The following is a 21,161-nucleotide window of genomic DNA, read 5'->3' as shown; positions in this document are numbered from 1 at the left end:
CACGTTCTGACAGTTCGCGCACCCGGTCCCGGTGTCCAGCGGATCCCGTCGTCGCAGCGCCGGTCCGAATCAACCATGGCAGCCGACTCCGGACGGGACGGCGAGCAAGTGGGCGAAGGAATGGGCGCGGCGGCGAGCGGTGTACGGGCCGGGGCGCCCCCCGCCAGGCCTGGACGGCACGGCCAGTGCAACGGGTACCCCGTTGCTCGCCCGGTCGGCATAATGGTGGCGAACGCCCCTGCTCTTCAATCGACTTTGTTTGGAGGAAAGCAGACCATGGGAGAGAATTCCAAGGCTTCGGCGCTCATCGCCGCGGCTGTCATCATGATCGGTGGCACGGTCCTCTCGGCACCCACCGCAGCGGCCTCAAATCAGGCACCGGTGGCCCCAAGGGAAACAGCGCAGCTCGCGTTCGGCTCGTATCTCCTCAACGCCAACAGCGGCAAGTGTCTCAGCCCTGCCGGAGGAAACGTGGTGGACAACACCACGACCGTCATCTATGACTGCGACACCCATCCCTCGCGCATGTGGTACTTGGTGTTCAAGGGGAGCGGCCTATATCAGCTCCTGAACCTCAACAGCGGCAAGTGTCTCAGCCCCGCCGGTGGCGGAGTGCTGAACAACACCGAGACGGTCATCTACATCTGTGACAATCATCCGTCGAGACTCTGGTACTTCTCCGGCTCCCACTTGGTGAACCACAACAGCGGCAAGTGTCTCAGCCCCGCCGGAGGAAACATTGCGAACAACACACCCACGGTCATCTACAACTGCGACACCCATCCGTCACGCGCGTGGTATCGCACTGTCAGCGGGTAGTGATCGCATGAAGAAGAAAAACCCCACGCAGGTCGGCGGGGACTCCGTGCGCTGAGCCCTTCCCCAGCAGGATCGACGGCACGTCATTCCGGCAGGCGCCCTCCGGTCATCACGGTCCCCGTCGACGGAGGACCACCCCTGACCGGGCATCGCCGTCGCCGTGTCTAGGTGGTGAGCGGGTCCACGGTGCGTACGGCAGTCCGCTCCGGGACGTGTTCCGCGCCGAGTTCGGCGACAAGTCGGGCCATGACGGCGGGAGGCGGCCTCGTGGTCGTCGGGGAGGAGCCCGGTCACGGCGGACGGGGGAAGTGCGGGATGCCGGGCGGCGACGTGACGGGCGCGTTCGTCGGCTAGACAGCCGAGGAAGGCCTGAGGGGGCGCCCGGGGTGTCGGGCCACTTCCCGGAGTGCCCGGCCGGTCGGGGGTTCCCACCAGGTCAGCTCCTCCAGCGGCGCGGGCGGGGTGGCCGTCACCCCGGCCACCCCGGCGGCGACCCGGGCTCCGTACCGGTGCAGCAGGGAGCGCAGCCGCTCGTCGGAGGGCCCGGGGTGGGACGCGACGGCTGCGGCGACCTTCGCGTCGGGGTCGTCGGCGAGAGCGAACCGTACCCCCGGAATGGGACCGTCGGCGAGCTGTTCGCCGAGCACGGTCGGCAGGTCGGGGCGGGCGGCCGGCTTCTCGTGGTGTCCGTCTTGTCCGGGCTCCCGGTGCCGGACGGTGACTCGGGGTCGTACTCCAGCGTCGGCGCCGGGGCCCGCCCCACCTGTTCGCCGGAGAGCCGTGCGGCGAGGTGCGGGCCCACGGCGATCCCGGAGGAGACCATACCGCCGTGATGATCCTGCCGGACTCGACGAAACGCCCCGGCGTGCGTGCAGACCACCCCGACCTCCTTCAGGTAGGGGTGGAAGGCCTGAGAGGCCGCCTCCTCCCGCTGTCTCGTCCAAGCCCTGAATCGTGACGGGCACGCCGGTGGAAGTTCTCACGCTCTGTGCGTCGATCACACCCGCCGAGTGTTCGGCCTTCCGGCCCTCCTGCTCGCGCACCAGTTCCCGCAGCAGGCCGTTGAGCCGGGCGAAGACGCCCGTCGCGCTGCCACTTGGCGAAGTAGCCGTAGACGCTGTCCCCGTGGGGGAAGTCGCGCGTCAGACAGCGCCGCTGCACCCCGGTCGGGCTCGGACGGCCTGGACCTCTACGAATCCGGTCTGCGAACCGCTCTCACGGCGGAGGAGGACCGGGCCCGCGTCGGACCGTCCGACGCGGGCCCGGCGGCCGGTTCCTCAGTCCTGGAAGGCCATGGCGAACATGCTCCACGGGGTGGGCATGCCGAGGTCACGGGGGGTGATCATGTGTGCGCCCCGGGCGGTCGTCCCGGATGCGGTCGACGGCAGCCGCCAGAGCGCGCCGGCATACCGGTCCTTGCCCACGTGCTCCTGATCGTTGCCGATGAACAGCTCGGCCCTGCCGTCGCCGTCGGTGTCGGCGAGCCGGGTGGTCCGACCGAACAGGTCGCTCTTCTCACCGGTCCCGGGGACCCCGGGGGTGTTCTGGGAGAAGGCCTTCGCCCCAGTTCCGCTCGGGCCGTACGCGCCGCCGCGCACCACCACGACCCGGCCGCCTTCGGACTCGGCCCCCTTGGAGCGCTTGTTGGGAACTCCGACAGAGATGTCCCCGTAGCCGTCCCGGTCGGTGTCGCCGATGGACAGGCCCGAGCCGAACAGGTCGGACTCCCCGGCGGTACCGGGGATCCCGGGGCTGTCCTGGTTGAGGACGCGGGAACGCGCCGGTACGGGTCCGGCGGCGGAGCCCGGGAGGTAGGTGATCATGCCGCCCCGGGCGGCGGCCGGCTCGTCGGGGCGGTTGACGTGATGGGTACTCCGCCCGGCGACGACATCGGCGTAGCGGTCACCGTCGATCCGCCCCACAGCCACATGGTCCGCTTCCAGGGGCAGTCCCTCGGCGTCGGTGAGTTCGGTGGGGGTCGCGAGCCCGGCGGGTCCGCCGGGCCAGAACATGACGTACCGGTGGTCCCGCCGGTCCCCGAGGTCGTAATGTTTCCGGGCCACGACGATGTCGGTCATCCCGTCCCCGTTCACATCGCCGGAGGCGAGGTCGAGGTTACGGGTGTGCTCCGGGTGGGGGAAGGCGGTGATGCCCGCCGTGGCGCCGTTGTGGCGGATCGGTCCCTCGAACACGGCGATGTCCCTGCCGGCCGCAGAGGACGTGACGATGTCCTGGTCGCCGTCACCGTCGACGTCACCGGCCGTCAGATGTCGGCCCAGCTCGCCGTAGGCCACCACTCCGTCCAGGACCGTCGAGCCGTTGAGGCCCCGGGGGCCGCCCCAGACGACCGTGAGGGAGCCCGCGTCCTTGAGGAAGCCCGCCTTCCCGGCGGTGCCGATGTTCTCGTACGGGGTCCCGATCACCAGGTCGGTATAACCGTCGCGGTCGAGGTCCGCTGTGGTCAGGGCGCCGCCGAACATATCGTTGGCCTCCACGGTGCCGCGGATGCCGGCGACATCCTGGTGGAGGATCTGCCGCCGGCCCTGGAGCGCCCCGGAGCGGGAGCCGTACAGCACGGCGACGGATCCAGAATCCTGGCGTCCGGCGATGGGGGTCCCCGGCGCCGAGACGGCGAGATCGCGGTAGCCGTCACCGTTGAAGTCCTCCGGCCGCTCCCGGGGCGCGGGACCCGCCAGGGCGGACCGCTCGGCTCCGGCGGGGGCCGCGAAGGCGACCGGGGACGCCAGGGAGACGGTCACCACGATGGCGGAGACCAGCACCGGCAGTCGGGCGGGCCTGGGTGTTCTCATGGACACTCCTCGGAAGTGGGGGTTTCTTCCGATCAACGGACCCGCACCGCCCGGGAATGGTTGTACAAGCCCAGCGGAACAGACAGAACGAACAGGACGAGCGGCCATCCCGGCCCGGCCGCGGGATGCAGCCCGGAGCACCGAAAGGACCGAGGCGGAGGCGCCGACGAACCGTGCGGCGCGGGGTGACGACGGCCACCGGCCTGCCGGTCAATACCGACAACTCGGCGCCCCACCGCATCCGCGGGCGGCAGTGGCGCCGGGTCCTCGCCGACGAGGCCGGTGCCGGGGCGATGGTGCCGGAGCCACCTCGGCGCATGGGCACCCGGTCTCTCCTCCCCGGCCGGCCCGGCACCCGGCATCACCCCAGCCGGGAACCCGGGCGCCACCATGGGCCGGGGCGGGAGCGGGGCCCGGTACGGCACGGTGGCGTACCGGGCATGGTGGCGTACCGGGCCCCGCCTGGTCCGTGGTGGGTTCCACGGTTCGCCGACACCGATCCAGTTGATGAAGGAGCCAAGGTGTTTGGCCTCCTCGGGGTGAGTTGCTTGCCGCCGCGTCCGGCGTCGTCGACCCAGCGGAGGCGGACACGGAAACCGGTGGCGGTCGCGGAGCGGATGGATCCGGCGCCGACGGCCCGGAGCCGGCTGCCGCCGGTGGAGCCGAGCGAGGTGGTGTCGACCGAAAACCTGTCCCGCGCGCGTACGGAACAGCCCTCCGACCGGGCCGGGTGGGATCTGTCCGCGATACCCCCGGGGCGGTGATTGCATGGCCACCAGGCTGAGTGGCGTCGACCTCGCCCGCCAGGCCCTGATCGCGGCCCGGGAGTCGGCGAGAAGAACGGCGCGACCGCCAGGAGGCCAGAGCGGCGAACCACCACCGTCGTCCGGCGCGATGGCCGCGAGCCGCCGGGACTGGGCACGCCGGGCGAGTGGAGGCGAGGGCGTTCGACGCGGACACCGGCCGCCTGAACCTGGTCCCCGATGCCCCGGCCGTTGGTACCAAGCTCCGCTGGAGCGTGCCGAAGCTGATCGCTGCGGTTATCCAGGTGGTGCCGGAGGCGAACGTCCGTGCCGTGCGCGTCCTGGCGCCCGCGCTCTTGAAGGCCGCTTCTCCCTTTCATCATGTCGACAGCTGGGGCGGGCGACAGGCAGCGGCGGGCTTCTCGGTGGGGCGGCGATTCCTGCGCAGTAGCGCGGGTGGAGGGCGCTCCGCACCATGGTGGTGGCCCTTTTCTCAGGTTTTGGGGTGTTCCAGGAAGTGGAAGAGAGTGTGCACTTTAGCCCTCATTGCGCGGTGATAATCCGTTTCTGGACAGTTTCTGTTTCGGAACCGGTCAGCCCGCCGGGATTCACATCGCACCACGAGGGCTTCCGGCCGTAGCGTCTGGGCGGCTCGCAGACCCCGGGGGCACCTCGCCCCCGGCGTGCGCTGCGGAAAGTTGGGGGACAAGTGCGTTCAACGGTCACGCGACTCGCCGGGGTGTCCATCACCGCCCTGGCTCTCACCGGCACGGCGATGGCGCCCGCTCACGCGGCCCCCGCCGCTCCCTCCGCGCCGGCATCGTCGATCAAGGTCGAGGTCAGGCAGGCCAGGCAAGGATTGGCCGCGCCTGCTGCCGTGAAGTGCAAGGTCAACCACATCGTCTACAACCGGTACGAGAGCTGTACCACCGCCGACGTCGAGCTGACGCTGCTGCGCAACGGCCAACCTGTCGGCTCGGCCACATTCAAGATCACGCACACAATGACGCTGAAGCAGAAGTCCCTGAAGTGGTCCGAGACCACCGGAATCAGCAAGGCGACCCTGGTCAACGCGAACGGCGTCAAGGTCACCTACAAGGCCAAGTGCGGAAAACCCTGCGCGGCCGACAACAAGTTCCCCAAGGACCGCAGCCTCGGGCCCGCCATCTCCGGGAAGGTCAACTACACCAGCGGGGTCAAGAAGAACAAGAAACACACCACCGAGTCCTCCTACACCTTCACCTTCACCAAGGCCGGCTTCACCCCCGCCGTCCTCAAGTACAAGTCGCTCAAGTACCGCTGCGACGACACCTTCTGGAACACCCGCAACGACCGGCGCACCCTCAGCCCCGGCTGCGCCTACCCGAGCTACATCCCGACGATCACAACGATGGCGAACCTGCCGGGCATCTCCCAGAACATCAAGAACGTCCAGTCCCGGGGGCTCAAGCTGGGTGTTCCCAACGGAAGCGTGCTCCGCCGCGAGGCGGACGAGACGCGAAGGAACGCGAACCGCCGGGCCGTCTGCGGGGGCCTGGCCTCTCCCGGCCCCGGCCTCTCCTGTGACGGATACCCGTTCGCCTCGACGCTGGAGGGCGGCACCAACGTCCCGGCGAACAGCAGGGGCATCGCCTGGGTGCCGGTGGACGAACAGAACAAGCAGGGTGGCCGTATCGGGAGCTTCTACAAGAAGTTCCGCGTCGTCCACGCCGACGGCTTCTGGGTGAAGGTCTGAACCACCCCGCCGGACCGGTAGCACAGCTGGCATGATGCGGTCCCCGTACCAACGTACGGGGACCGTAGGCACCGACAAACGAAAGGAGCCTCATGAGGGCCGGCGAAACCATGAGGATCGGTGTCACCCACCACCTCTACGTGATCACCCATACGGACGCCGAGGAACCGGACGACGACCGCACCACCGGCAACGGGCTCGTCTGGCTCAATGAGGAGGGCGACCAGGCGAACATCATGACCGGCACCTCCTGGGGCGACATCAACGTCACCGTCGAGATCCACGACACCGAGCCCGAACCCGAGCTCATCCCCTGGGACGAAGCCGTTGAGTTCAGCATGCGCTTCACCAGGGACGGCCCCATGATCGGCAGCCTTATCACCGAAGACCTCACCGACCTGCCCATCCCCAGCGGCGAAGGCGACGACCGCCCGTGGCGACTGCGCCTCCACGCCCGGGGCCGCGACACAGCCACCACCCTGGGAGACCGGCCCGTCCTCCCGGACGGAACCCTCCCCGAACACCACCTCATCCAGCTCTGGCCCGCACCCCAGACACCCGAGAACCGCCTGAAACTCACCGACCGCACCGGAGCCAGATCCCGCGCCACCTGACCTCCCCATCCCCGCCGACCGAGCTGGCCGCGTACCCGGCCACCGCCACGGCGCTCGCCTTCGCCGTGCTCCAGGCCGCCGAGGAGACCCTCGGCGTGCCGCGCAGCAGCGCGCTGGGGTCGCTGGGCCACACCGCGGAATACCGAAGCCGAGGCCCGCCAGGCATACCGGCCCGAGCAGAACCGGCACAGCCCGAACGGCGCGGACGCCGTCGCGGCGGCCGACCAAGGCCGCCGAATTGACCCGCGAACGCACCGCGCACCACCTCCTGGGCGTACGGCTGGAGCAGCTGCGCGGGCAGTCCCCTGCCCAGACCGATCAGCCCGGGTCCGTGCCGTGGACGGAGCGGCTGTCCAAGCTCGCCGCCCGCCCGCTGGACGGCGACACCACCACCGGTCCGGTGATCGCATGACCACCGAGTCGGAGCTGAGCGGCGTCGACCTCGCCCGCCAGACCCTGACCGCGGCCCGGGAAGAGGCGAAGAAGAACCGTGCCACCACCCGGAAGCCGAAGCGGCTTACGACCACCGTCGTATGGCGCGACGGCCGCGAGCCGCTCGGACTCGGTGCGGCGATCGGCAGAATGATGACCGAGCGCGGCATGGTCGCCCCGGCCGCCGGCGGCACCGTCCTCGCCGACTTCGACGCCATCTACTCTGCCGCTCAGCAGCCTTCCACCGCCCAGAGGTTCGCTCAGATGCAGGTAAACGAAAACACCATGATCACGTGACAACACCGCAGCTCACAAAGTATCCGCCCCGCCCGCGCAGGGGTCGTTCCCGTGTCCGGATCGGCTGTGTCCTGGCTAATCAGGTAGATCTCACAGCCTGAGAAGCCGTGCAGCCTCTCCACCACCCTCAGCAGGACAGCGGCGAGTTCGCCGCCTCTGCCTGCGTGCGCTGTCATGGTCATCAGCCTGCCGATCATGTTCAGACCAGGGTGGTGATGCAGAACGGGTGGCCTGCGGGATCCAGCAAGACCCGCCACCGGTCGGGTTCCGGCTGGACCGCCGGCTCGACGGCACCCTGGGCGAGCAGCCAGGCCTGGGCGGTATCCAAGTCATCCACGCCCAGTTCGATGTGGGCTTGCTTCTCCTGGGAGGGGTCAGGCCAGGTGGGACGTCGGTAGCCGACCAGGCGGTTGAACCCCAGTCCGGCCGAGCCCTCCTGGCCGAGCAGGATGAAGTCGTCAGTGGAGTAGGCGATGGGCAGTCCAAGGGCGTTGCCATAGAAGCGGGCCAGTTCGGCGGGGTCCGGGCAGTCGAAAGTGATGGCCGAGTAGCGGATCGCGGGTGCGGATGTCTTTCCAGTGCTCATGAGACAGACGCTATGACGGGACCAGGACAGCTTCAGTCCTGGTCATGCGGGACACTTCACGATGTGATCAGTACTTCGGCCCGCCTGCTGCGACTTGTCTCACTGCTCTCCGCGCGGCCTTCGTGGACCTGCGGTGAGCTGGCCGACCAGATGACGGTCACCGAGCGCACGGTGCGCCGGGACATCGCCAGGCTCCGGGAACTCGGCTACGGAGTCGAGTCCGACCCCGGGCCCTGGGGCGGTTACCGCCTCCGGGCCGGAAACCGGGTCCCGCCACTGATCCTCGATGACGAAGAGGCACTCGCCGTGGCCGTCGGGCTGCGTGAGGCAGCACTCAGCGGCGTTCTCGGCGGTGACCAGGCCGCGCTGTCAGCGCTGCTGAAGCTGCGCCAGGTCCTTCCACCACGGATCGCGGACCGACTTGGCGAGATGGACGCCGCCTTGGTGCACACCCCCAGGCCCGACGAGCCGCAGATCGCGCCGGGCATGCTGCTGGAACTGGCCACCGCGTGCCGCCGGGGCGAGCGCACCCACCTGTCGTACCGCGACAGGGAAGGGAAGGCCACCGCCCGGGAGATCGATCCCCACCGTCTCGTGCACACAGGACGCCGTTGGTACTTCGTGGCCCGGGATGTGACGCGGGGCGAGTGGCGGACGTTCCGGGCGGACCGAGTGGTGCACATACGGCCAACCGGGCATGCTGTGGAACTCCTCGACCCGCCCGACCCGGTACTGCTCGTCTCTCGGTCCATTGCAACCGGCACCTACCCGCTCTATGTGACCGTCCGTCTCTCGTTGCCCATGGGCCGAGCACTGCGGCTGGTCCCGCCGACGGTCGGTACTCACCGCCAGGACGGCCCAGACGCCACCATCGTCGACATCGGCGGCCCCGACGCGGACGGACTCGCCAAATACCTGCTCAGCCTCGCTACCCCACTACAGGTCCTGTCCCCAGACGATGTACGGGAAGCACTGCTACGCCGTACCCGGGACCTGGTCGCAGCCAACGAAGTGCCGTCAATGAATGGCGACCTCAGTGACCAGTAGTGTGCAACATCCCGTGGGTTCGATTGTGACGTCTTCGCCGTTGCGCCAGGTCAGCCGATCAGCCGGGATCGGGGAGCCGTGTGGATCATGACGGAACATCGGGAATCCTGAAGCCCCATCATGATCCACATGCGGGTACGCGGGCTGCTTCCTGCGAACCGCCTGATCAGACCCCCTACCGAGACAGCGGGCATCACGACGAATCCGCAGGTTGTCGCACAGACGAGGACGACGACGGGGGCGAGCCGGACTGCTAGGCCGGTTCGTTTGGATCACTTCCGCTGGCCGAGGTTGTCGTTGATGATGTCCGTGTGACTCACCGCATCAGCGCTCTGATCTCGGCCTTCGGCGTCCTTGCCAGCGTGATGCTGCTCGTTCTTGGCGTTCGTGAGTACCGCTCTGGGGCGTCGGTCCTCTGGCTCGTCGCTGGAGCCGTGATCTTCCTCAGCGCCTTGTCCACGCTCGTGCGGGACGTACGGCGGCTTCGCACTGGGCCGACTGCCTGACGAGCAGCGCCGTTCCAACCAGCCCCGCCGATCGTTGTTCCTGTGTGCCGTTGACTGAAGCGCAGTGGGCGCGGATCGAGCCGCTACTCCCAGATCGGACACCACGGCGGGGTGGCCGGTGGAGGGATCATCGAGAGGTGATCGACGCGATCGCCTGGAAGTTCCAGACGGGATCGCAGTGGGTCCACCTCCCCGAGAAGTACGGCAACTGGCGAGGCGTCTACAACCGGCTGCGGATGTGGGCCATCGACGGCACATGGGAGCGGGTGTTCACCGCGGTGCTCGCGCAGGCCGACGCCGACGAAGACCTCAGCTGGGCTGTCTCGGTGGACTCCACCATCGTGCGCGCGCACCAGCACGCGGCTGGGGCCCGCAAAAGGGGGCCCCAGCAGGCGAACCGGCAGACCACGCCATCGGCCGGTCCCGCGGCGGGCTGACCACAAAGATCCACCTGGCCTCCGATGCCCACTGCCGGCCACTGGCCTTCGTGCTCACCGCCGGCCAGGCCGGTGACGCACCCGCCTTTGCACACGTCATGGCCCGACTTCGCGTTCCCCGACGGCGAGGACGGCCCCGCACCAGGCCGGACGTGGTCCTGGCCGACAAGGCGTACTCCTCCCGCGCGATCCGCGAGCACCTGCGCAAGCGCGGGATCCGCGCCGTGATCCCAGTTCCGGCCGATCAACGCGGCCACCGCCTGCGGCGCGGAAGCCGCGGCGGCAGGCCACCCGCCTTCGACCGCGAGGCATACAAGCAGCGCAACACCGTCGAACGCTGCATCAACCGCTTGAAGCACTGGCGAGGCATCGCCACCCGCTACGAGAAGACCGCGACCATCTACCCGGCCGGACTCCACGTCGCGGGCATCTTCCGCTGGTTTGCCCGGTGATCCAAACGAAACGCCCTAGTCGTGGGCGGCCAGCGCCGTGATGAGCTTGCGGGCCCCGGCCTGGCCAGCCGCTTCGCGGCCGCCGTGCACCGCTGCCGGGGAGCGCGGGACGATGGCGCTGCCCTTGATCACCTTGGCGGACTCCGGTCGGACCCGTCTCCCGGTCTCGGGCGCGGGGTGTCGGCTCAGTCGACAGTGGCGGTGAGCGGTATGGGCAGGAGACTGCCGATGGCGATGGCTCCGTCGTCGTGGGTGCCGCGGTCTGCGCCGGGCAGGGCGCGGATGCCGATGGTGTAGATCAGCGCGGACCGGTCCGTGAGCCCGGTGTTGACGTGCGGGTCGAAGGAGAAGACGAGGGCCGTGCCGTCGTCTTCGAGGCGGCTGTCGAGGCTTCCGGTGACGGCGGGCTGGGTGGCGGAATAGCCGTAGGAGACGCTGCTGGTGAAGGCGAAGCCGGTGGGGGCGATGAAGCGGTGCTCGATGGTGCCGGGGTCGGTCGGCTCGTCGCGCGGGGAGCCGATCTCCACATTGAAGACGGTGGACTCGCCGGGGGCGGCCCGGGGCACGTTCTTCTGCCTGACGCGCAACGCGGCCTCGCTCTGCGCGGTGCCGGTGACCGTGCCGATGAGCGGTACGCGCGGGTGCCGGCCTATGTTCACCGAGCCGCCGTCGTAGGTTCCCGGCACGGCGTCCGGCCTGGCTTGGAGCGGGATGGTGTAGTAGAGCGGGCCGGTGTCGCTGGTGGTGGTGTTGACGTGTGGGTTGGCCATGACGATCAAGGTGCGGCCGTCGTCCTCGATGCGGTAGTCGAGGTTCCCGGCGATCACGCCGTGGATGGTGTTGTAGTACCCGTAGAAGGGCTGACCGGTGAAGACGAAGCCGGTGGGGGCGGTGAAGCGGTGGAAGACATCGCCCGGGTTGATCGGCTGCCCGCTGGCCGAGTCGATTCTCACGGTGACTGCGGTGCGCTGGCCCGGCTCCGCCTCCAGGAGGCTGGCCTGGGTGATGGTCAGTGCGGTCTCGTCGGCGGCCGGTGCCGCGACGACGACGGTGACGGGCAGGGTGTAGGTGTTGTCCGTGAGGTTGGGGTCGCCGCCGTACCGGATCTCCAGGGTGGAGGTGTAGAGGCCGGGGGGTGTGCCGTCAGGAGCGTGGACGCGGAACACACCGTCCAGGGAGCCATGATGGGGCTTCAGGCGCTGGCCGGTGAAGGTGCGTGACAGTTGCCGACCGGTGGTGCCGGCCGGGCCGCGCAGCGCTTCGGCGAGGGTGAGGACGACGGTGACGTCCTTGCCGTCGGCGGTCTTCGGGCCGCGGTTCTTGATGCGGGCGCCGAGGTCGAACTCCTGGCCTCGGTGCACGGACGGGACGCTGACGACCTCACCGTAGAGGTCGGCCGACGGCAGGGGCGGCGGGGCCATGGTGGCGACGGACGACACGCCGCGCACGCGGCGGTTGTCGCGGTCCCCGATGTAGAGGTTGCCCGCCGCGTCCAGGGCCACCCCGCTCGGGGAGTAGAGCCGGGCCAACGCCGCGGGCCCGCCGTCGCCCCCGTACCCGGCCACGCCGTTGCCGGCGACGGTGGTGATGACACCGCTGGGATCGATCTTGCGGACCCGGTGTATGCCGTACTCCACGAAGTACACGTTCCCGTTGTGGTCCACCGCCACGGCATAGGGAGCGTTGAGCACGCTGGCGGGTCGGCCGTCGGCCACGGCTCCGGCTCCGCCGCCGGCGAGGATGGTGATCATGCCCTTGGTGTCCACCTTCCGGATACGGTGGCCACCGTGCTCGGCGATGTAGAGACTGCCGTCGGCGTCCACCGCCACATCGGTCGGCACCTCGACCGGGGTGGCGGTGGCGACGGCGGTGACGGGCCCGCCGTTCCACCCATTCGTGCGCTGCCCGTTGCCGGCGACGGTGGTGAGGACGCCCTTGGCATCCACCTTGCGCACCAGATGGTTGTACGACTCGGCGATGTAGAGGTTGCCGTTGGCGTCGACCGCCACGCCTGAGGGCCTCCTGAGCATGGCGGCGGCGGCCGGGCCGCCGTCGGGGGTGTACCCCTCCTGGCCGGTGCCGGCGACCGTCGTGACGACGCCCTGAGGGGTCACCTTGCGGACCAGGTTCCCGATCCAGTCGGCGAAGTACAGGTTCCCGCTCCTGTCCACCGTCAGACGCTGCGGATAACCGAGAAGCGTCTGCGGGTTGGGCCTGCCGTCCGGAAGGGGAGCGCCCTGCTGGGCACCCGCCACCGTGGTGATGGTGCCCTGCGGGAGACCCGCAGGCTGCGGGCCGGTTCCGGAAGTGCTCACGTTCGGCATGACTGCTGCTCCTTGTCGTGGCGGGAGACCCGAGAACACAGAACTGACCAGGCCACTTGGCGGTACCGGTACAGGGCGCGGCCGGTGGACGCCGGGACGCGCGGATTCGCCGTCCATCGGCCTGTGCTGGGCAAACTGGTCTGCGGGTACGGGTGGTTGACGCGCGTGGAACGAACGGTGTGCGGTTCTGGGTTGACTCTCGACTCGGCGACGAAGCTAAGCACCGGGGTGCAAAGCGGGGCAATGGCGCATGTGTCGTACGACTGTCCGAATCGCCGTAGTGTTCATATCGGCTGAACAGAAAACCCCTGGTACACCCGGGCGACGACAGGTTCTCGTTCCTCGGATCTCGGCGCAAAACCAACGGTGATCACAAATCTTCAAGATCATCCAGCGGCCCCTCCTGAGGGCTCGCCTCAGCGCACACCCGGGCTGACCGCGGTGCGGGTGGATCAAGTCACGCCTGATACCTGCCTGTCGTCAAACGATGGCGACCTCAAATGATCAATGCACCACCCCCTAGATGATCATGTGATCGTGGAGGTACAGGTGCGTGACTACGGGCTTTCGGCGATCCAGCAGGACGAGGTATGGCGGCGGTGGCGGGAGGGCGAGTCGTTCAACTCCATGGGGCGAGTCCTCGGTGTCCCGATGCACCACGTCCGCAGCTTCCTCGCCCAGACGGGCGGCGTGCGCCAGGCGCCGCCGAGGCGCTCGGCCCGGCACCTGACCCCGGGCGACCGCGAGGAGATCTCACGCGGCATAGCGGCGGGCGAGTCCGCCCGACACATCGCTGCCCGCCTGGGGAGGCCGCCGTCGACCGTCTCCCAGGAGATCGCGCGCAACGCGGGCCGGCAGCTGTACCGGGCCACCGCTGCGGACCAGGGACGCGTACCGGCGTGCCCGCCGGCCGAAGGCCGCCAAGCTGGCCCATCTGCCCGTGCTGCGGGCCCTCGTCGAGGAGAAGTTCGCGCTGAGCCGGTCGCCGGAGCAGATCTCCAGCTGGCTGCGACGATGCTTCCCCGACGTGCCCGCCATGCGGATCTCGTACGAAGCGATCTACCTCTCGCTCTACGATCCGCGCCGCCGCCAGACCATCAACCGCAAGCTCACCCAGCGGCTGCGGACCGCGCGCCCGATGCGCCAGCCAAAGAAGGCCCGGCGACCCTCCGGCCGAGGGATCATCCGGGACATGGTGTCCATCAGCGAGCGGCCGGCCGAGGTGGAGAACCGCGCCGTTCCGGGACACTGGGAGGGGGATCTCGTGATGGGAACACGCCCGTCGGCGATTGCCACGCTCGTCGAGCGCACGAGCCGGTACACGGCCCTGGTGGCGCTGCCGGAGGGCATCAAGGCCGAGCAGGTCACCCCGTACCTGACCAGCAGCCTGCTCGGCATTCCTCCTCTGATGCGACGCACTCTGACCTGGGACCGCGGGCGGGAGATGGCGGAGCACCGGGCGATCACGGCCGCGACCGGTATGCCGGTCTACCTCTGCAAGCCCCGCAGCCCCTGGCAGCGCGGCACCAACGAGAACACGAACCGGCTCCTCCGCCAGTACCTCCCCAAGGGCTCGGACCTCCGCAAGCTCAGCCAGGCCGACCTGGACGTCATCGCCGAGGAACTGAACAACCGCCCCCGCAAGACCCACAACTACCAGAGCCCGTCCGAGGTCTATGCTCAGCTCCTGACCAGCGGTGATGCGTTGACCGCTTGAGTAGCTGTCTCTCTACTCTGCCCCCGGACTGCGTGCGGGCTGGATGATCTGGGTTGTGGGGGCTGGCGGGATGGCTCGGCGGTATTGCCGAGGTCCCTCGGCCCTCGGCCGTTGTTTGCGCTGGCGTACGCGCTCTGCGCGAGGGCTTGTCCGGCTCACCCTGCTTCGTCCGGCAAGCGGGAAGCGCCCCTTCGAGGCGTTCAGCGATATGCCCAGGGTATGAGGCGGTTACTGAGTTTGTAGGCGTGGTGTCGTGTGGGGCTGACAGGGTCTGATCGTCGCGGTATGCCTGGAAGATGAGGTATCCGCAGGGTGGGGGCTTGTCTCCTGAACGGCAGGTTTTTCGAGAACGCATCCGGCTGGAGGCGGCCGGGATGTCAGCGGCGGGTCAGGACAATGCCGTGGTCGCGAAGGAGTTACGGGTCAGTGTCCGGTCGGTCCAGCGTTGGCGGCGGTCATGGACGGAACAGGGCGAGACGGGGTTGCGGTCACGTGGTCCGGTGTCCCGGCCCAAACTGCGGGAAGCCCTGTTCACGGTGCTGGAGGAAGAACTGGCCAAGGGGCCTGTCGCGCACGGCTGGCCGGACCAGACCTGGACCCTGGCCCGGATCCGGACACTGATCGGGCGCCGGTTCCGCAAGGCCATGACCCTGTCGGGCATCGCCCAGATGTTGCGGCGGCACGGTTGGAGCCATCAGGTGCCCGCCCGGCGGGCACTGGAGCGCGACGAGGCGGCGGTGGCCGGCTGGGTGAAGGACGTGTGGCCCCGCGTGGAAGCACCGCGGCGGCGCTCGGGGCCTGGCTCGTCTTCGAGGACGAAGCCGGCTTCTCGATGACGCCGCCGACCTCACACACCTGGGCCAAGCGCGGTGACACCCCCGTGATCCGGGTCCGCGGCCGGTCCCAGCGCCGGTACTCGATCGCCGCCCTGGCCTGCTACAAACCCGGCGAACGCTCCCGCCTGATCTACCGGCCCAGACGGCACACCGACCACAAGCGGGGCGGGCGCCGCAGCTTCGCCTGGACCGACTACCGCGACCTCCTCAAAGCCGCCCACCGCCAGCTCGGCGGACCGGTCATCCTCATCTGGGACAACCTGAACGTGCACAAGGACCGCCGCCTGCGCGCCTTCATCGATGCACAGGACTGGCTCACCGCCTACCACCTGCCGCCCTACGCGCCCGACCTCAACCCCGTCGAGGGCATCTGGTCCCTGCTCCGGCGAAGCAGCCAGGCCAACACCGCCTTCACCGACCCCGACCACCTCATCACCACACTCCGCCACGGCCTCCGCCGACTCCAGTACCGCAGCGACACCATCGACGGATGCCTCACCGAAACCAGACTGACCATGACGACACCACGCCTACAAACTCAGTAACCACACGCGGTGACCGTCAAGAGCGGCCTGGCCAACGCCTCACACCGCCGATGCCCGGAAAGGATCAGTGGGGTGGATCTCCGTGTCGTCGAAGAGCTGCTCCAGCGCCTCATGACCCGAGCGTCTGCGGAAGTCGATTTCGGCGGCCGTCACCGGCAGGGCCCACAGGATGCGGGCGTGCCCCCCGGGCAGCGGACAGTGCTCAAGATCAGGACCGTGGAGATAGGGCAGGCTGATCAGCAGATGGTCGCAGGCCGAGCCCGGCACCCATGGTTCACCGATCGGCATGCTGTGCTCCAGATCGAGCCGGTGCCCTCCGCGGTGGCAAGAGGCGGTCATGGCCATGAGGTCGATGAACCGCTGGTCCCGGACGTGGGCGGTGAGGACGAACTCAAGCCCGTGGCCGTCCTTCTCCGTCGCGGCCCAGCACCCTGCTGTCACGTAGGCCCAGCTGTTGCTGCGCGGACCGGGGCCGACGACGAGAACCCGCAGGTCGGGCACGGCCCCGGGTCGGTCCGGCCGGGGGCTGAGGACAACGGCCTCGACGGAATGCCCCTCGAAGAACTCACGGACATGTGACTCGACGGCCTCTGCGGCCGGTACCTTCGCATCACTCACCGCGCGATCATGCCAGACCTCAATCAACCGGCCCGGCGCCTCACCCGGTGTTCAGGACGCGTGAGGTCAGCACCGCTCGCGGCATCGGGACCGCCCCGGCATCCGGCGGTCCGGCCGGCGCTCGTGAATCCGGCGAGCCGTGGCAGAGTACGTCACCCCCGCCCCCAACCCCGCCGCCGCGGGCGTCGACGGATTCCACTCCCTCTGACCAGCCCCCGATCTTGCGTACCTGGGGTGCCGGTCACGGCGGGGCGTTCGGGACGACGTGACCCTTTGGGCGGCTGCCTGGCCGGTGCGCTGAGCGGTTCACTCTTTCGGGACGCGTCGGCCCCAGTGGCGCGGGCATGACAGGAGGGTGGGCTTCCGGTACGCCGCGCATCCACATCCAGGGTCCCTGGACAGGCGTTCCCCGGACTCGCGGTCAATCGCCGGGAACCCGCGCACACCTACCGCGACCCGGCCGCATGTCGGCACCCCAGGAGCCCAAGGAGCCTCCCATGCCCCGATCCCGTACCTCTGTCCGTGTCGCCGCCGTAGGAGCGGCCCTGGGGGTGATGACCGCCGGTCTGGCGGCCATCGCCCCGGCCGCGCACGCGGTTTCCGCGTGCAGGGTCAACAACACTGTAGTCACCGGCACCATGATCTCCGGAACAGGCGGCGATGACGTAATCCTGTGCGGGTCGGTTGAAGCCGACACCACGGTCAACGGTGGCGGGGGCAACGATCAAATCACCGTTGTCAGCCACGTCGCCGGGTTCCTGTACGGCGGCGCCGGAGAGGACGCCATCAGGGTGGACGGCAACACTTTCGAGCAGGAACTGACGGGCCCGACAACGGTCACCGGGACCATCCGGGGCGGGGCACCGGTCCTGGGCACCCTCGCCGACGGGAAGGATGTCATCGACATCAGTGGCGCTTACGGTACGAAGAATGGCGGTGACGCTGTCACAGGGACCGTTGCCGGCGACGCCGGCGCCGACAAGATCACTGTGACAGGAGGCAACGCCGCGGCGGGGCAGGCGGGCGTTCCCGGACAGGGCGTCGATGGATCCGGCAGTGTCCAGGGCGGCGGCGGTGCCGACGAGATCACCGTCAACGGCGGATACAGGGACACCTTCGGCAGCTACCGGGGTCCTGCGGTGGGCAGCGGCGAAGTCCGCGGCGGAGGCCCCTTGGGCGTCCTGCTCGACGGAGACGACACCATCACCCTCGACAGCGACATCGTGTCCGGCACCGTCAACGGCGACGCAGGCGAGGACAACATCAGCGTACAGACCAACGGCGGTGAGGTCCGCGGCAGTACGGGCGACGATCGGCTGGAGGTGACCTTCAGGAACGATGGGGTCGTTGACGGCGGCCTGGGAAGCGACCTGTGCGTGATCGAAGCAGGCAATCCGCCGCAGAACTGCGAGTGACCCCGCGCGCCGTCCGCCTACGGTGATTCCGGCCTCGGACGGCTGCGATTCGGGGGTTGAGGAACATCCGAGCGAAAACCGACCTGTGGGAACGACTCCAGGGGCCCGGGGATCCCCGGGCCGTCACGGCCGCAGCGTAGCCCGGATGCTCTCTCCACGACCTGTCGGACGGGTTCGGCTCCGGGCTTGAGGTGAGGACTGGGGCTTCTCGGGCTCGGGCGTCCTCCTCAGCCGGTTCATCACCCGGAACGCACGCTCGCTGTTCTCCTCTGGCCCGTACAGTGCCGTCCCCAGGACGACCGCCGTGGTGGCCATACCGAAGACGACGACGGCAATCACCAGATTCGTGGCTGTCCCTGGGGGGAGGTGGATCTCAGTCGGGGTCGTATTGGCGCGGGGCATGGGCGATTCCTCGTGGCTGGCGTGCCCGGCATGCTATCGGTGGGCTGCCCTTTGGCGATCGTCACGGAGAGCGCAAGCGCCGGTCCGCACCGTCTCCACGGTGCCGGTTGCTCGTCCGGGTGACCCGCCTGGGTGTCCGGCGAACTGCCACCCGCCCCCGGACCGTCCAGGGGGATATGCGACACGCCGACGAACAGCACATCGCCGAACCCGGGCTCACCGTCATCGACATCACGGCGGCCGACGAGGAGACGGCCACCGCCCTCGTAACCGCGCTGGACCGGACGTGGGCGACCTCCGGCCCCGCCGGTGTCCGGCGGACCCCGGCGGGGCCGGGGTGACCGCCCGCCTCTACGTCGATGTCCGCCGCCCGGCCCCGCAGCCCCTTCGGTGATGCGGTTGAGGACGCTGGTGCGGTCCACCGTCCGGACGCCGCGTTCGATCGCGCTGACGTCGGTCTGCGCCCGTCAGTGCTGGGGCGGGACCGCGTGGTCGCGGTATTTCTGGAAGCCGTGCCATCCGGATGCTTCCAGTGGAGTGATCAGGTCTCCTGCGGAGCAGTCCAGGATCTTGCAGCACAGGCTGCTGGCGAGGCGGAAGACGGGTGTGAGGGCGTCGTCGCCGGATCCGCGGATGTGGAGCATGATCGAGCCGACCGGGTCTTGTGAGCCGATGCTGAGTTCCATGGACCAGGTGGGTCCGAGGAGCTCACCCCGGGTGGGGTCGGAGAGGTCGACGTCGGGGGTGGCCCGGTTGATGGCCGCGTGGACATCGTGCAGGCTCCCGACCGGGGCGGGGGTGTGAGCATCGGTGATCTGTTCCACCGAAGTTGCCTCGTCGGGCAGGCGGAGGAGGAGTACGTCCCAGCTCATGCTGACCTTTCAGGGATGGCTCGCGGAGGGTGCGGGTGGTTCAGCTCAGGGTGAGCTGTTCTCCGGGAGACTGCGACGCCAGCACGTTCCGCAGGCTCCGCATGTACGCTCGCCAGGTACCGCTATCCGATTTGTCCCAGAGGTCCATCAGCTCGGATGGTTCGGTCATGACGCGGTCGAGGGCCTGGAGGGCGAGGTCGCGGAGACCGGTGAGGTCGGGAAGCGGCTCCTCAGGGCCGGAGAAGGGATCGACCGGATCACCCCCGGGGCACTGCGCGGCGACGAGGGCGGCTGCGGCGACGACCTCCTCGGACTCGGGTGCTTCGAGGTAGCCGGCGGTGTCGATCACGCGCGTGAGGGTGTCGTGGACGATGCCCGCGCGTGCGTGCGCGGCGGCCCCGTCGAGGCTGCCGCTGAAGTCGGCTGCCGTGTCGTTGCCGAAAGGCCCGCCATCCCAAGTGCCCATAGTGTTCTCCTGCATCGCGGCCAGTTCTGGGCATCCTGACAGCAGCCACTGACACGAATCCCGCCCGCGTGACGGGCACCGGCAGGTCCGGACGCCGCCGACGGAGCCTGGCCGGCACCGCCTCTACCAGACGCGCGTCCGCCACGGATGGAGCCGCTGTCGTGGATCATGCCTACCGCCGCTTTGGCTGCAGTGCCTCGCACTAGACTCCCGCTGCGTGACCCAACCCGCCCACCGCACTGCCGCGGATGACGACGCGCTGCTGGAGAGGCTTCACGCTCTCGCATGGGGTGCCGAAGGCGGGGTCCCGTACCCAGCCGTCATGCCGAGGAGGCCCTTCCCTCCACTTGCTGCGGCCGCCGTCGAGCACGCGGAACGGAAGATCGGGTATCGCCTGCCCGACCTGCTCCGTCGCATCTACACCGAGATCGGTGACGGTGGATTCGGACCGCAAGGCGGCCTCGCGTCGCTGACCGAGGGACGCCGGCCGCCCGGATACCTGGCGGACTGGCCCTGTGCGCTGACCGTCTACGACCGGCGCCCCGGCTGGGCACCGCCGAGGTCGTGGCTCTACCTCACGGGCGGCGGCTGCACCATGGAGTGGTACGTCTCGCTGACAGCGGTCGACCACCCCGTACTGCTCTACGACACCGACGGCTGGGAGCCGGACCGGGGACAAGACCCCCACGACGGCCTGCGCTACGCCGCATCCTCACTGCGCCACTGGCTCTGGACCTGGGCAGACGGAGGCGACGTCTGGGACGAGGCGCTCCAAGTCATCGGCAAGGGCCGAGCAGCCTGAATGGCACGCGGCCCGAAGGGTGACGAGCGGATCGGATCAGACGGGCCGGGGCTTCCCTGTCCATCCCGCTGTGAGCCCTTTACGGGTGAGACGGCGGGCCATGAGGGTGATAGAGGCCCGGTTCAGATGGGCTTGGGAGCGCTGAGGTAGCCGTTCCAGTTGGGGGAGCACCTTTTCGATGCCCGACCCTCAGACCGCCGTTGAGGGGGCATGAGTCGACTTTCAGATTCCGCGTTTCCTGGTCCGGGAGAAAGCAGGCGCGAGACAATACGACGTGGCGGCCCGTCAGCCAGCTGACGGCGAGCACGAGGATACGTTGAGGCCAAGGGGCGGTGCTCTATGTCACGGGGATGGAAGATCACGGTCATCGCGCTGGCGGGGGCGGGTGTCGTCTCCACGCCGCTGCTCTGGTTACTGGACGGCTCTGGCACCGGGCAGCTGGTCGGAGCGTCCGTCCAGGCCGCCGTCGCTGTCGCCGCTCTGCTCTGGGCCCTGTTCCAGCGCCCGGCACCGTCCGGCCCCACGGACAGTGCCGACCGCACTGGGACGGCCACGGGCGGCGGCGTCACCGGCATCAGACGGCCGGGCGGCCGGGGGAGTGGCTCGGCCACCGCCGAGCGGACCGGAGATGCACGTGGTCCGGACTCCGTCTCCGGCATCGACTACACGGACTAGGCGGCCGCACC

The 21,161-nt window shown here is 69.1% G+C and carries 19 protein-coding genes and 3 pseudogenes; 14 read left to right on the top strand and 8 right to left on the bottom strand.

Annotation, left to right across the window (positions count from 1 at the left end; genetic code table 11):
- The first annotated feature begins 276 nt into the window (after positions 1–276).
- Complete coding sequence (locus tag ABT354_RS30655) at positions 277–819, top strand: RICIN domain-containing protein (RefSeq protein ID WP_351499784.1); 543 nt, start codon at positions 277–279, stop codon at positions 817–819.
- Positions 820–1,169: 350 nt separating this feature from the next.
- On the opposite strand, the gene ABT354_RS30650 is transcribed toward ABT354_RS30655, so the two are convergent.
- From ABT354_RS30650 to ABT354_RS30640, 3 genes and pseudogenes are all read right to left on the bottom strand, one after another.
- Complete coding sequence (locus ABT354_RS30650; RefSeq protein ID WP_351499782.1) at positions 1,170–1,466, bottom strand: hypothetical protein; 297 nt, start codon at positions 1,464–1,466, stop codon at positions 1,170–1,172.
- Positions 1,467–1,757: 291 nt separating this feature from the next.
- Positions 1,758–1,986, bottom strand: a pseudogene (locus ABT354_RS30645) (IS5 family transposase); the annotation flags it as partial.
- 110 nt (positions 1,987–2,096) lie between these two features.
- The gene (locus ABT354_RS30640; RefSeq protein ID WP_351499780.1) at positions 2,097–3,629 is read right to left on the bottom strand and encodes an FG-GAP-like repeat-containing protein; all 1,533 of its coding nucleotides are present in this window, start codon (positions 3,627–3,629) and stop codon (positions 2,097–2,099) included.
- Between the two features lie 1,482 nt (positions 3,630–5,111).
- Between ABT354_RS30640 and ABT354_RS30635 the strand changes: the two genes are divergently transcribed.
- The 4 genes from ABT354_RS30635 (at position 5,112) to ABT354_RS30620 (ending at position 7,450) form a co-directional block, all read left to right on the top strand.
- Positions 5,112–6,107 carry a NucA/NucB deoxyribonuclease domain-containing protein gene (locus ABT354_RS30635; RefSeq protein ID WP_351499778.1) on the top strand — a complete coding sequence of 332 codons (996 nt, stop codon included), beginning with the start codon at positions 5,112–5,114 and terminating at the stop codon, positions 6,105–6,107.
- 92 nt (positions 6,108–6,199) lie between these two features.
- Positions 6,200–6,721, top strand: a complete 522-nt coding sequence (locus ABT354_RS30630) for a hypothetical protein (protein WP_351499776.1) — start codon at positions 6,200–6,202, stop codon at positions 6,719–6,721.
- Between the two features lie 238 nt (positions 6,722–6,959).
- Positions 6,960–7,133 carry a hypothetical protein gene (locus ABT354_RS30625; RefSeq protein WP_351499774.1) on the top strand — a complete coding sequence of 58 codons (174 nt, stop codon included), beginning with the start codon at positions 6,960–6,962 and terminating at the stop codon, positions 7,131–7,133.
- Entirely contained in the window at positions 7,130–7,450 is a 321-nt protein-coding gene (locus ABT354_RS30620; RefSeq protein WP_351499772.1) for a DciA family protein, read from the top strand. The genes ABT354_RS30625 and ABT354_RS30620 overlap by 4 nt, the downstream gene beginning before the upstream one ends.
- 199 nt (positions 7,451–7,649) lie before the next feature.
- Here the strand turns inward: ABT354_RS30620 and ABT354_RS30615 are convergent, their stop codons facing one another.
- Entirely contained in the window at positions 7,650–8,036 is a 387-nt protein-coding gene (locus tag ABT354_RS30615) for a VOC family protein (protein ID WP_351499770.1), read from the bottom strand.
- Positions 8,037–8,099: 63 nt separating this feature from the next.
- On the opposite strand from ABT354_RS30615, the gene ABT354_RS30610 reads away from it, so the two are divergent.
- Both ABT354_RS30610 and ABT354_RS30605 read left to right on the top strand, forming a co-directional pair.
- A complete protein-coding gene (locus ABT354_RS30610) occupies positions 8,100–9,083 on the top strand; it encodes a helix-turn-helix transcriptional regulator (protein WP_351499768.1) in 984 nt (327 codons plus the stop codon).
- Between the two features lie 550 nt (positions 9,084–9,633).
- Positions 9,634–10,478, top strand: a pseudogene (locus ABT354_RS30605) (IS5 family transposase).
- Between the two features lie 185 nt (positions 10,479–10,663).
- Here the strand turns inward: ABT354_RS30605 and ABT354_RS30600 are convergent.
- Positions 10,664–12,802 carry an NHL domain-containing protein gene (locus tag ABT354_RS30600; protein ID WP_351499766.1) on the bottom strand — a complete coding sequence of 713 codons (2,139 nt, stop codon included), beginning with the start codon at positions 12,800–12,802 and terminating at the stop codon, positions 10,664–10,666.
- Positions 12,803–13,309: 507 nt separating this feature from the next.
- Between ABT354_RS30600 and ABT354_RS30595 the strand changes: the two are divergent.
- The 3 genes and pseudogenes from ABT354_RS30595 to ABT354_RS38125 form a co-directional block, all read left to right on the top strand.
- Positions 13,310–13,588 (top strand): annotated as a pseudogene (locus ABT354_RS30595) (helix-turn-helix domain-containing protein); the annotation flags it as partial.
- A gap of 154 nt (positions 13,589–13,742) precedes the next feature.
- Complete coding sequence (locus ABT354_RS30590) at positions 13,743–14,519, top strand: IS30 family transposase (RefSeq protein WP_351499764.1); 777 nt, start codon at positions 13,743–13,745, stop codon at positions 14,517–14,519.
- A gap of 296 nt (positions 14,520–14,815) precedes the next feature.
- Positions 14,816–15,900 (top strand): IS630 family transposase gene (locus ABT354_RS38125; RefSeq protein WP_502983530.1). Its coding sequence is split into 2 segments (ribosomal slippage): positions 14,816–15,341 and positions 15,341–15,900, totalling 1,086 coding nucleotides; the frame shifts between segments, so codons are not numbered across the junction.
- A 39-nt stretch (positions 15,901–15,939) separates the two neighbouring features.
- On the opposite strand, the gene ABT354_RS30575 is transcribed toward ABT354_RS38125, so the two are convergent.
- Positions 15,940–16,518, bottom strand: coding sequence for a suppressor of fused domain protein (locus ABT354_RS30575; protein ID WP_351499760.1), 579 nt, complete (start codon positions 16,516–16,518; stop codon positions 15,940–15,942).
- A gap of 554 nt (positions 16,519–17,072) precedes the next feature.
- Between ABT354_RS30575 and ABT354_RS30570 the strand changes: the two genes are divergently transcribed.
- Positions 17,073–17,933: a hypothetical protein gene (locus ABT354_RS30570; RefSeq protein ID WP_351499758.1), complete on the top strand. Its 861-nt coding sequence runs from the start codon at positions 17,073–17,075 to the stop codon at positions 17,931–17,933.
- A 578-nt stretch (positions 17,934–18,511) separates the two neighbouring features.
- Complete coding sequence (locus ABT354_RS30565) at positions 18,512–18,676, top strand: DUF6207 family protein (protein WP_351499755.1); 165 nt, start codon at positions 18,512–18,514, stop codon at positions 18,674–18,676.
- A 126-nt stretch (positions 18,677–18,802) separates the two neighbouring features.
- Here the strand turns inward: ABT354_RS30565 and ABT354_RS30560 are convergent, their stop codons facing one another.
- Positions 18,803–19,207: a hypothetical protein gene (locus ABT354_RS30560; protein ID WP_351499753.1), complete on the bottom strand. Its 405-nt coding sequence runs from the start codon at positions 19,205–19,207 to the stop codon at positions 18,803–18,805.
- Between the two features lie 40 nt (positions 19,208–19,247).
- Complete coding sequence (locus ABT354_RS30555; RefSeq protein ID WP_351499751.1) at positions 19,248–19,673, bottom strand: DUF4259 domain-containing protein; 426 nt, start codon at positions 19,671–19,673, stop codon at positions 19,248–19,250.
- A 322-nt stretch (positions 19,674–19,995) separates the two neighbouring features.
- On the opposite strand from ABT354_RS30555, the gene ABT354_RS30550 reads away from it, so the two are divergent.
- Together ABT354_RS30550 and ABT354_RS30545 are read left to right on the top strand one after the other, a co-directional pair.
- Positions 19,996–20,475 carry a hypothetical protein gene (locus ABT354_RS30550; RefSeq protein ID WP_351499749.1) on the top strand — a complete coding sequence of 160 codons (480 nt, stop codon included), beginning with the start codon at positions 19,996–19,998 and terminating at the stop codon, positions 20,473–20,475.
- Between the two features lie 339 nt (positions 20,476–20,814).
- The gene (locus tag ABT354_RS30545; RefSeq protein ID WP_351499747.1) at positions 20,815–21,150 is read left to right on the top strand and encodes a hypothetical protein; all 336 of its coding nucleotides are present in this window, start codon (positions 20,815–20,817) and stop codon (positions 21,148–21,150) included.
- The last annotated feature ends 11 nt before the right edge of the window (positions 21,151–21,161 follow it).

Source organism: Streptomyces sp. NPDC000594, assembly GCF_040299965.1.
Taxonomy (GTDB): Bacteria; Actinomycetota; Actinomycetes; order Streptomycetales; family Streptomycetaceae; genus Streptomyces.
Note: the sequence above shows the minus strand (reverse complement) of the source record. Positions and strands in the feature narration are given on the sequence as shown.

Excerpts from the sequence above, each read along its gene's own strand:
- ABT354_RS30565 (WP_351499755.1), top strand. The coding sequence starts at position 18,512 with ATGCGACACGCCGACGAACAGCACATCGCCGAACCCGGGCTCACCGTC.
- ABT354_RS30545 (WP_351499747.1), top strand. The coding sequence starts at position 20,815 with ATGTCACGGGGATGGAAGATCACGGTCATCGCGCTGGCGGGGGCGGGT.
- ABT354_RS30560 (WP_351499753.1), bottom strand. The coding sequence starts at position 19,207 with ATGAGCTGGGACGTACTCCTCCTCCGCCTGCCCGACGAGGCAACTTCG.
- ABT354_RS30630 (WP_351499776.1), top strand. The coding sequence starts at position 6,200 with ATGAGGGCCGGCGAAACCATGAGGATCGGTGTCACCCACCACCTCTAC.
- ABT354_RS30550 (WP_351499749.1), top strand. The coding sequence starts at position 19,996 with ATGCCGAGGAGGCCCTTCCCTCCACTTGCTGCGGCCGCCGTCGAGCAC.
- ABT354_RS30620 (WP_351499772.1), top strand. The coding sequence starts at position 7,130 with ATGACCACCGAGTCGGAGCTGAGCGGCGTCGACCTCGCCCGCCAGACC.
- ABT354_RS30555 (WP_351499751.1), bottom strand. The coding sequence starts at position 19,673 with ATGGGCACTTGGGATGGCGGGCCTTTCGGCAACGACACGGCAGCCGAC.
- ABT354_RS30640 (WP_351499780.1), bottom strand. The coding sequence starts at position 3,629 with ATGAGAACACCCAGGCCCGCCCGACTGCCGGTGCTGGTCTCCGCCATC.
- ABT354_RS30615 (WP_351499770.1), bottom strand. The coding sequence starts at position 8,036 with ATGAGCACTGGAAAGACATCCGCACCCGCGATCCGCTACTCGGCCATC.
- ABT354_RS30655 (WP_351499784.1), top strand. The coding sequence starts at position 277 with ATGGGAGAGAATTCCAAGGCTTCGGCGCTCATCGCCGCGGCTGTCATC.
- ABT354_RS30570 (WP_351499758.1), top strand. The coding sequence starts at position 17,073 with ATGACCGCCGGTCTGGCGGCCATCGCCCCGGCCGCGCACGCGGTTTCC.
- ABT354_RS30600 (WP_351499766.1), bottom strand. The coding sequence starts at position 12,802 with ATGCCGAACGTGAGCACTTCCGGAACCGGCCCGCAGCCTGCGGGTCTC.